Consider the following 10,021-nt stretch of genomic DNA (forward strand, 5'->3'; position numbering starts at 1 on the left):
CCCTCTCGTCTGCCGGCCCGGGTGTTCGTTCACCCGGGCCGGTGTTGCGGTGGGAACCGCTTGGTCGGGGGATCCCACTGCGGTGGGCGCCGCTTGGTCGGGGGCTCCCACGTTCATCGGCCCTTCTTCAGGGCGCGGCCTGGCTCAGCCCAGGCGCTCGACCAGGGCGTGGTACTGGTCCCACAGCTCCTTCGGAGTGTGGTCGCCGTAGGTGTTGAGGTGCTCGGGGACCAGGGCGGCCTCCTCGCGCCACACCTCCTTGTCGACGGTGAGGAGGAAGTCGAGGTCCTCGGCGGGGAGGTCCAGGCCGTCCAGGTCGAGGGAGTCCTTGGTCGGCAGGATGCCGATGGGCGTCTCGACGCCTTCGGCGGTGCCGTCGAGGCGGCCGACGATCCACTTCAGGACGCGGCTGTTCTCGCCGAAGCCCGGCCACACGAACTTGCCCGCGTCGTTCTTGCGGAACCAGTTCACGTAGTAGATCTTCGGGAGCTTGGCCTGGTCCTTGTCGGCGGCGACCTTCACCCAGTGGGCCATGTAGTCGCCCATGTTGTAGCCGCAGAACGGCAGCATGGCGAAGGGGTCGCGGCGCAGCTCGCCGACCTTGCCCTCGGCGGCGGCGGTCTTCTCGGACGCGATGTTCGAGCCGATGAAGACGCCGTGGTTCCAGTCGAAGGACTCGGTCACCAGCGGCACGGCGGAGGCGCGGCGGCCACCGAAGAGGATCGCGGAGATCGGGACGCCCTTGGGGTCCTCCCACTCGGGGGCGATCGTCGGGCACTGGGAGGCCGGGACGGCGAAGCGGGCGTTGGGATGGGCCGCCGGGGTCCCGGACTCGGGGGTCCAGTCGTTGCCCTTCCAGTCGATCAGGTGGGCGGGCGCCTCTTCGGTCATGCCCTCCCACCACACGTCGCCGTCGTCGGTGAGCGCGACGTTGGTGAAGACGGTGTTCGCGTACATCGTCTTCATGGCGTTGGCGTTGGTGTGCTCGCCGGTACCGGGCGCGACGCCGAAGAAGCCGGCCTCGGGGTTGATCGCGTACAGGCGACCGTCCTCGCCGAAGCGCATCCAGGCGATGTCGTCGCCGATGGTCTCGACGGTCCAGCCGGAGATCGTGGGCTCCAGCATGGCCAGGTTGGTCTTGCCACAGGCGCTCGGGAAGGCGGCGGCGACGTACTTCGCCCCGCCCTGCGGCGGGGTGAGCTTGAGGATCAGCATGTGCTCGGCGAGCCAGCCCTCGTCGCGGGCCATGACGGACGCGATGCGCAGGGCGTAGCACTTCTTGCCGAGCAGGGCGTTGCCGCCGTAGCCGGAACCGTAGGACCAGATCTCGCGGGTCTCCGGGAAGTGCGAGATGTACTTGGTGGTGTTGCACGGCCACGGGACGTCGGCCTCGCCCTCGGCGAGCGGAGCGCCGAGGGTGTGGACGGCCTTGACGAAGAAGCCGTCGGTGCCGAGTTCGTCCAGGACGGGCTTGCCCATGCGGGTCATGGTGCGCATGGCGACCGCGACGTAGGCGGAGTCGGTGATCTCGACGCCGATGGCGGAGAGCTCGGAGCCGAGGGGACCCATGCAGAACGGGACGACGTACATCGTCCGGCCCTTCATGGAGCCGCGGAAGATGCCCTGCTCCCCCGCGAAGATCTCCTTCATCTCGGAAGGGGCCTTCCAGTGGTTCGTGGGGCCCGCGTCCTCCTCCTTCTCGGAGCAGATGAAGGTCCGGTCCTCGACGCGCGCGACGTCGGAGGGGTCGGAGGCGGCGTAGTACGAGTTCGGGCGCTTCGTCTCGTCGAGCTTCTTGAACGTTCCCTTGGCGACGAGCTCCTCGCACAGGCGCTCGTACTCGCCCTCGGAGCCGTCGCACCAGACGACGCGGTCCGGCTGGGTGAGGGCTGCGATCTCGTCCACCCAGGAAATCAGCTCCTGGTGGGTCGTCGGGATGGTGGGAGCCGCGTTGTCGCGCGCCACGATTGCTCCTTGTTGAGGGGTGTGTTTGGTGTTGGCCCCGTGGGGGCTGCGACCCGGACGCTTCGCGCTCCGCTCATCCGGTGTCGACCGCACTCATCTGATCATCCGGTGGATGTGCGCATATGTCCAGAGGGCCTCTCACGTGAGCATTGCCACGTCCGTCAATCTTCCGTAAAGACCGTCGACGGAAACCTACGGGCCCGTAGGTAGCATGGCGCGCATGACTTCAGACGCCGCCGCCGTCCCTGCCTCCGAGGCCACACCGGTCGCCGGGGCCACACCGGCCGCCCAGGTCACGCAGGCCGCCGAGACCGTCAAAGCCGAGGCCATCGAGGTCGCCGAGACCGTCAAGGCCGAGGCCCTGGGGGTCGCCGAGACCGTCGAGGCCGCCCTGGAGGCCAAGCCGCTGATGCGCGGCTGGCTGCACACCGGGATGTTCCCCGCCGTCGTCGTCGCCGGCCTGGCGCTCATGGCCTTCACCGACTCCACGCGTGCACGCGTGGCCTGCGGGATCTACATCCTCACGGCCTGCCTGCTCTTCGGCGTGAGCGCCGTCTACCACCGCGGGACGTGGGGACCGCGCGGCGAGGCCGTTCTTCGGCGGCTCGACCACGCCAACATCTTCCTCATCATCGCGGGCACGTACACCCCGCTGACCGTCCTGCTGCTCCCGCCCTCCACCGGGCGGACCCTGCTGTGGGCGGTGTGGATCGCGGCCGGCGCCGGCATCGCCTTCCGCGTCTTCTGGGTGGGCGCCCCGCGCTGGCTCTACACCCCCTGCTACATCGCCATGGGCTGGGCGGCGGTCTTCTTCCTGCCCGACTTCATGCGCAGCGGCGGCATCGCCGTCCTGGTCCTGGTGATCGTCGGCGGCCTCCTCTACAGCGTGGGCGGGGTCATCTACGGCATGAAGCGCCCGAACCCCTCCCCCCGCTTCTTCGGCTTCCACGAGGTCTTCCACTCCCTGACCCTCGCGGCCTTCGTGGCCCACTACGTCGGCATCTCGCTCGCCGCCTACCGGCACTGACCCCGGGGCGGCCCCGGTCACGCCGGGACCGCCCGAGGCGGTCCCGGCCGCAGTCCGTCCTCCCCGGGGTTCAGCAGGCGTAGCCGTCGCGGTCGGGATCGAGGCGCAGCGGGTCGCTGCCGTTGACCTTCAGGCGCTTGGGGTACTTGTGGGAGGCCAGCCAGTCGCAGCGGGCGTTGGCCGTCTCCCTCACCTCGGCCGGAAAGCGGGTCGGCACGCACACGTTGACCGTGCCGTAGTGCCGGTCGCAGCCGGCCACGCTCGGCGGGACCGGGACGGAGTCCCGCTTGGCCGCGTTCTGCTTCGCCGGCCCCAGCTTGTCCGCGAAGGTGTGCTCGTGCGCGGACGGCTGCTCCTGGGTGGCCGCCAGGGCGGACGGACCGCCCAGGTGCACCCAGGTCGCGATCGAGGGGATGCCGTTCGCGTCGACCGCGAAGAGCATGTACCAGCCGGGCGGCGCCAGGTTGGGGTTGCTGGTGACGTTGAGGTCGATGTTGTTCCCCTCGACGGTCAGCGGCAGGTCCACGAACCGCTGGTTCGGGTCCGAGGAGTGGGTGACCGCCGCCGGACGGATCAACTCCGCCTTGGTGATCGGCCGGTCGACGGTGATCCGCTGCGTGTCCCCGTACACCCACTGCGTGTCGATCACCGAGGTGATCTGCGGGCGGGCGCCCCTGAAGAGGTAGGGCGGGGTGTAGATCGACACGCTGTGGTTGTAGGTGCCGTTGCCCGGGTTGTCGCCGACCGACATGACCCGGCCGTCCGGCATCAGGAAGGACGCCGAGTGGTAGGTCCGCGGGATCGGGTCGGTGGCCAGGCCCGCCTGGTAGGTGTTGGTCGCCGGGTCGAAGAAGGAGGCCTCGAAGACCGGGTCGGCCCGGTCGTGCAGCCCGCCGCCGGTCTCCAGCACCTTGCCGTCCGGCAGCAGCACCGCCGACACGTACATCTTGCCCTCCGCGCCGGTCTGCGGCCGCTTGCCCAGACCCTGGTCGACCAGGCCCTGCGGAAGGGGCGGGCCGGCCGTGTAGGCGGGGCTGGGCTGCTTGAGGTCGATGATGTCGGTGAGCCGGTTGGCCGCCGGATTGCGCTCGTTGTTGCCGCCGCCGATGGTCAGCACCCGCTGGTCCTGCGCCGGGGGCAGCAGCACGCTCGCCGACTCGTCCCGCTCGTCCTTGTTCCGCAGGCCCGGCACGTCGGTGACGGTGTTGGCCTCGTAGTCGTAGATCGAGGCGCCGGTGCCCGGGGTGCCGTTGCCGAAAGTGTGGCTGCCCGAGTAGAAAAGCCGCCCGTCCTGCATGAGGATCATCGACGGGTACAGGCCCCAATACGACCAGGTCTGGTTGACCTCGTTCATGGGCAGCCACTTGTTCTGCGCCGCCGAGAACTTCTCCGCCGTCACATTGCCCGTGGAGTCCTCCTTCAGCCCGCCGAAGGAGATCACGTCACCGTTGCCGAGGACCGTCGCCGACGGGTACCAGTGGCCGCCGTTCATGTCGTTCGTCCTCGTGTACGTCTCGGTCGCCGGGTCGAAGGTGTACGAATCCCTCAGGCCCTGGTAGCCGATCGTGCCGTCGGCCGACGGGTACCCCTTGTTGCCGCTCATCACGAGCACCCGGCCGTCGGACAGCTGCACGTGCCCCGCGCAGAACATGTCCACCGGCGTCGGGATGGTCTTGAAGGAGCCGTTCGCCGGGTTGTAGACGGCCGAGGTGAAGGTGCCGGCGTTGAACTGGGAGATGTCGTTGCCCGAGCCCGCGATCAGCAGCACCTTGCCGTTCTTCAGCACGACGGCGTGCATCGAGCGCACCGGGTTCTGCGCCGGGATCACCTCCCACCTGCCCTTGGCGCACTCCTCCGCCGTACCCGAGCAGGCCGGCTGCGGCGGCACCGCGCCCACCTCCTCCAGCGCGTAGTCGTCGGAGGTGAGCGTGCCCACCCCGTAGACCGACAGGCCCCACGCGATCTTGTCGGTGTGGGGCGGGACGGGGGGCGTACGGACCTCCGTGCGCGCCCAGGCGGCACTGACGGGCGGATTCTGCAGGTCGGTCCAGTACTGCCAGCCCGTCGTCGTGTCACGGCGGAACACCGTCACCGACACGTCCGGGGTGGTCGACTTGTACCAGGCGGACAGGTCGTACTGCCTGCCGGGCGTGACGCTCGGCGCGCAGGTGCCGGTCTCGGTGACCAGGGCCTTGCGGTCGCCGTCCACCCGGCGGGTGAGCGAAACCTTCATCGCCTTGGTGCCGCTGTGCGCGTCGGCGACGGTCGCGAAGGTGAAGTCGTTGTCGCCCCAGCCGGATTTCGACCAGCAGGACGGCATGTCGGAGCCGGCGGCGCCGGCGGTCTCGAAGCCGGGATTGGACAGGAGGTTGGGCGGACCGGCCGTGGCCTGCTGCGGTGCGGTGAGCAGCAGGCCCGCGGTCATCGCCCCGACGGCGAGCAGGGCGGCACGCCGCCCGGCCCTCCGCCGGATCGTCAGACGCATGGAAAGGATCCCTTCTGTGCGGCTCAACTCCTGGGGTGGCGTCCCGTCCTGGGCGGGGCGCCCGGGGCGGTCGGGGCGCCGGGGATGGGCGGGGCGCCCGGAGTGGTCGGAGTGGTCGAGGCGGGCGACCGGCGCGAGGTGTCCGACCTGCGCGGCAGATAGACCAGGGCCTCGGTGGCCGCGAACCGCAGCACGAAGGTGGTCACCAGCGCGAGAGCCGTGGCCGGCAGCACCCCCATCCCGAACTTGGCCACGAACACCGCGATCAGCGGGATGCGCACCAGCAGATCCGCATTGGCGAGCAGGGCGAAGCGCCCGACCCGGTCCGCCCAGTGGCGGTGCCGGCGCCGCTCACGGAAGAGCAGGGTCTCGATGAGGAGGAAGTTCCACAGGACACCCGCCTGATTGGCGACGATCTCCGCGGGGAGGTAGTGCATCCCGGCGTGGGTGAGCAGCCAGAGCGCGGCCAGGTTCGGGATGAAACCGGTCAGCCCGATCAGCCCGAAGCCGACCATGCGGGCCAGCGGAGTCGCGGAGCGCAGGGAGGCGAGGTGGGCCAGGAACCGCATGCCTTCGCGGGCGGTGGACTTCGACTCCCCCGAGTACCGGTCCTGGAAGACGAACGGCACCTCGGCGACCTTGCCGGGGCGGCAGCGCACCGCCAGCTCCAGAAGGATCTTGTAGCCCAGCGGCTTCAGGGCCTGCGCGGTGACCGCCGAGCGGCGCATCGCGAAGAAACCGCTCATGGGGTCGCTGATCCCGCGCAGCGCGCGCGGAAAGAGCCCCTTGGTGAGCCAGGTCGCACCGCGGGAGACGGCGATGCGGTAGCTCCCCGCGAGCCCGGCCCGGCTGCCGCCGCTGATGTAGCGGGAGGCCACGACCAGGTCGGCGCCCGTGCGCTCGCCCTCGCCGACGAGTTCGGGCACCAGGTGCGGCGGGTGCTGAAGGTCGGCGTCCATGACGACGATCCAGTCGGTGTCCGCCCGCTTCACCCCCTCGACCACGGCCCCGCCGAGACCCCCCTCGGCCACCTCCCGGTGCAGGACGGACACCGGAAAGGGGTGATCGACGGCGGCCTTCTCGATGACGGCGGGGGTGTCGTCCGTGGAGTCGTCCACGAACAGCACCTCGCAGGGCAGGTGGTCGGGGAGCGCCTCACCGAGCCGGCGCAGCAACTCCCCCACGTTGCCGGCCTCGTTGAAGGTCGGAACGATGAGGGTGACGCTGCCGGCCGGCGCCTGCGGAGCGACAAGCTCCGCATCGACCGGGTCATGGAGGGACCACAGGTCCTCGCTCATGGTGGCTCAGCTCCCACTCGTACGGTCGGCGCGGTCGGCGCGGTCGGCGCGGTCGGCGCGGTCGGCGCGGTCGGTCCTGCGTATCTCGATGCGGTCCTCACCCGACCCGAAGACGGCCACCGCGGTCGAATGCTCCAGTGCGGCCTTCACCGTGGGCAGGTTCACCGCGTCGCGGCGCACCGTCGGCGAGGAGACCACGTAGTCGATGTCCTGCCAGCCGCCCGGCAGGGTCTTGGTGACGGCGGGGTCGAGGTCCGCCTTGTAGAACCAGATGGCGCCGAGCCCCGGTTCGAAACCGTGGTGCACGGCGTCCAGCCACAGCGCGTCGTCCAGCAGCACCCGGGTGCCCGCCGGATCGGCGACCTCGCTGCCGAGCCAGGCCGCGGCCTGCCGGTACGGGCCGTTCGCGTCCACCGTGAGGGCCGTGCGGTTGCCGTCGTACCAGCGCGGCAGCACGTACACCGCGGCGGACACGGCGAGTACGCCGAGCACCGCCCAGCGCACCCACACCTGCGCCCGGCGCTCCCCGGGGCCCCGGCGCCGGCGCAGCACGGCGTGCGTGATGCTGGCCGCGCCCCCGGCGAGGACCAGCGCGAGGAACGGCAGCGCCTGGATCACGTACATCGCCGGGAGGTAGCCGGAGGGCCGCATCGCGACGACGGCCAGGATGACGGCGGCGAGCGCCGGGCCCGCCAGCGCCCGGGCGGTGACGGACCAGCGGTGGGTGGCCAGCAGAAGGACCGCGCCGGCCAGCCCGCCGAGCGGCAGCACCGTGTCGTAGTACAGCCAGGACCGGAACACGCCGTTCGAACCGGAGCCGGGGGTGAGGATGAAACCGGAACCCTCGCGGCCCATCTGGTAGGTGATGCCGTCGATGAGCGAGACGTGGCCGGAGCCGGGCAGCAGCTCGCCGTTGAGCAGGGCGTACAGCGGATACGACAGCCCGATCAGCGCGCAGGCGGTGATGGCACCGGTGACGGCGAACTTGCGGGTGTCGCGGTGGCTGTGGCGCCACATCGTCAACAGCAGCGCCGGCAGCACCACCAGCATCGTCTCCTTGGTCAGGACGGCGGTGGCGGCCGCCAGCCCCGACCCGAAGTGGTGCCACAGGTGGCGGCTCGGTGACGCGGCCAGACAGAACGCCAGCAGGATCCACATCACGGCGAGGTTGTCGAGGAAGATCTCGCGCTGCAGGACCACCGAGAGCGGGGACAGCCCGAAGAGGCCCATCGCGAGCCCGGCCGCCCAGCGCGGCAGCCACAGCCGGCGCGCGAGGACGTACATCAGCACGGAGCTGACGCCGGAGACGGCGAGCATCGAGAACCGCATCGGCGCGACGGTCATCCAGTCGGGCACGAACAGGGACGGCAGGTACGTCAGGCCCGCGACCTGGATCCAGCCGAGCGGCGGATGGTCGTACCAGTACGTGTAGTGGGCCAGGCCGTCGCCCTGCTGGACGGCCCATGCCTGGGCGAGATAGGTGCCCTCGTCGTCGCTCAGGGTCGGGAAGTGGGTGATGTTCCAGCCCTGCACGAGCACGATCACGAGCAGCAGAGCGCCGCACAGCAGCAGGTCGGGGCGGGAGGAGCGGAAGCGCACGAGCGGGCGGGCGGGAGGGGCCGGGCGGACGCCGAGCCCCCCGACGGGGCTGCGCTGGGCGGGAACGGTGACGGTCGCGGGCTGGGGATCAGTGGCCGTGGGCAGGGTGGCGGTCACTGGTGGCTGTCCTCTCGGATCGCGGTGGAGGCGGAGGGAGCGGCGGTGGCGGAGGGAGCGGCAGTGGCGGAGACGGACGCGGCGGAAACTGCGGGCCCGGCGGTCGCGGTCGTCAGGTGGGCGCCGGTGTGGCTCGTCAGCTCCCACTCGTTACGGCCGCGCTGCTCGCGCCAGACCGCGCGGATCGCGGCGCCCGCGAGCATCACCTGGTAGAAGGGGCCGCCGACGACGAGCTTGACGTAGTGCACGAAGCGGACACGCAGCCCGTACTGCCGGCCGAAGTCGTGCAGACCGACGATCTCGAAGACGAACGTCACCAACGCCGTGATCATGGGAAGGAACGTGAAGAACGCGATCCCCACCGGCACATCGAGGAAGACCGCGACCGCGACGTTCAGCGGGATGATCACCCCCGACGCGGCCTGCATGAACGGCGTCATCAGCGTGTAGCGGGCGAGCCAGCGCTGACCGCGCCCGGGCAGCTGCTGCCAGTCCTTCTTCCGGTACACCTGCAGGAACCCCTGGTTCCAGCGAGTGCGCTGCTTGAGCAGGCTCACCAGCGAGCCGGGCGTCTCCTCCCGCGTGACCATGTCGGAGTCGTAGGCGACGACCACCTTCTTGCCGACCGACGACAGCCGCACCCCGAGGTCGCAGTCCTCGGCGAGACAGTTCTGGTCCCAGCCGCCGGCCTCGCGCAGCACCTCGGTGCGCACGAAGACGGTGTTGCCGCCCAGCGGGATGAAGCCCTTCTCGGCATGCAGGTGCAGGCGGGAGCGGAACCAGAAGAAGTACTCCAGGCAGTTGCGCAGGCTGTACCAGCTGGAGTGGAAGTTGATGAGCTGGACCCCGCCCTGGACCACGTCGGCGCCGGTGGAGCGGAACGCGTGGTCGACGTGGGCGAGCAGCTCGGGGTGGACCTGGTCCTCGGCGTCGAAGACCCCGACGATGTCACCGCGGCAGGACGGGAGGGCGGTGTTGAGGGCCTTCGGCTTGTTCTTCGTCTCGTGGCGGTCGACGACGACCCGCACCCGGGCCGGCGCCCGGGCCGCGGCCCGTTCGGCGACGGCGGCGGTCTCGGGGTCGTCGTGTCCGACGATCACGATGATCTCGTAGTCGGTGTGGCTCGACTCCAGGAGCCGGTCGATGGTGTGCTCAAGGACCGCCTGCTCATGGCGGGCGGGCAGCAGCAGCGAGAAGGACAGGCGGCCTCCGCCGTCCGGCCGGTCGAAGCGCGTGGAGGCGAGCACCTCCGGGGTCCGCCACGCGTGCATCTGCCACCAGAGCGTGAACGCGGCCATCCAGAAGAGCGCCAGTGAAATCACAACAATGAACACAGAGGTGTACAAAACGCCCCCCACAGACCCGCCGCCCCCCGGCGGCGATCAGCAAACCCCCTCGGAGACTCGGCGGGCCCCCCCGGCCCCCCCCCCCCCCGAACCCCCCGACCCCCGTGGCCCCCACCCCCCGTGGGCGCAACGGCCACTATCCCAAAAATCAAAGTGAGGGGAAAATGACAAAGAGGGCGGTCAG

Annotated in this window: 6 protein-coding genes; 1 reads left to right on the plus strand and 5 read right to left on the minus strand. The window is 70.4% G+C overall.

The annotated features are described in order from the left end of the window. Positions 1–144: 144 nt before the first annotated feature. A complete protein-coding gene (locus ACWGIF_RS01245; RefSeq protein ID WP_453489169.1) occupies positions 145–1,965 on the minus strand; it encodes a phosphoenolpyruvate carboxykinase (GTP) in 1,821 nt (606 codons plus the stop codon). A gap of 409 nt (positions 1,966–2,374) precedes the next feature. Here ACWGIF_RS01245 and trhA point away from each other — a divergent pair, with 409 nt between their 5' ends. Then, positions 2,375–2,992 carry a PAQR family membrane homeostasis protein TrhA gene (gene trhA, locus ACWGIF_RS01250; RefSeq protein WP_453489689.1) on the plus strand — a complete coding sequence of 206 codons (618 nt, stop codon included), beginning with the start codon at positions 2,375–2,377 and terminating at the stop codon, positions 2,990–2,992. Between the two features lie 70 nt (positions 2,993–3,062). Here the strand turns inward: trhA and ACWGIF_RS01255 are convergent, their stop codons facing one another. The 4 genes from ACWGIF_RS01255 to ACWGIF_RS01270 are packed head-to-tail and all read right to left on the minus strand — an operon-like array spanning position 3,063 to position 9,837. Beyond that, positions 3,063–5,477, minus strand: a complete 2,415-nt coding sequence (locus tag ACWGIF_RS01255) for a galactose oxidase-like domain-containing protein (protein WP_453489172.1) — start codon at positions 5,475–5,477, stop codon at positions 3,063–3,065. Positions 5,478–5,500: 23 nt separating this feature from the next. Then, the gene (locus tag ACWGIF_RS01260; protein WP_453489175.1) at positions 5,501–6,775 is read right to left on the minus strand and encodes a glycosyltransferase; all 1,275 of its coding nucleotides are present in this window, start codon (positions 6,773–6,775) and stop codon (positions 5,501–5,503) included. A gap of 6 nt (positions 6,776–6,781) precedes the next feature. Beyond that, positions 6,782–8,491, minus strand: coding sequence for an ArnT family glycosyltransferase (locus tag ACWGIF_RS01265; RefSeq protein WP_453489177.1), 1,710 nt, complete (start codon positions 8,489–8,491; stop codon positions 6,782–6,784). Then, positions 8,488–9,837: a glycosyltransferase gene (locus ACWGIF_RS01270; protein WP_453489180.1), complete on the minus strand. Its 1,350-nt coding sequence runs from the start codon at positions 9,835–9,837 to the stop codon at positions 8,488–8,490. Before ACWGIF_RS01270 ends, ACWGIF_RS01265 begins: the two co-directional genes overlap by 4 nt. Positions 9,838–10,021 lie beyond the last annotated feature (184 nt).

It is taken from the genome of Streptomyces sp. NPDC054849 (assembly GCF_053610945.1).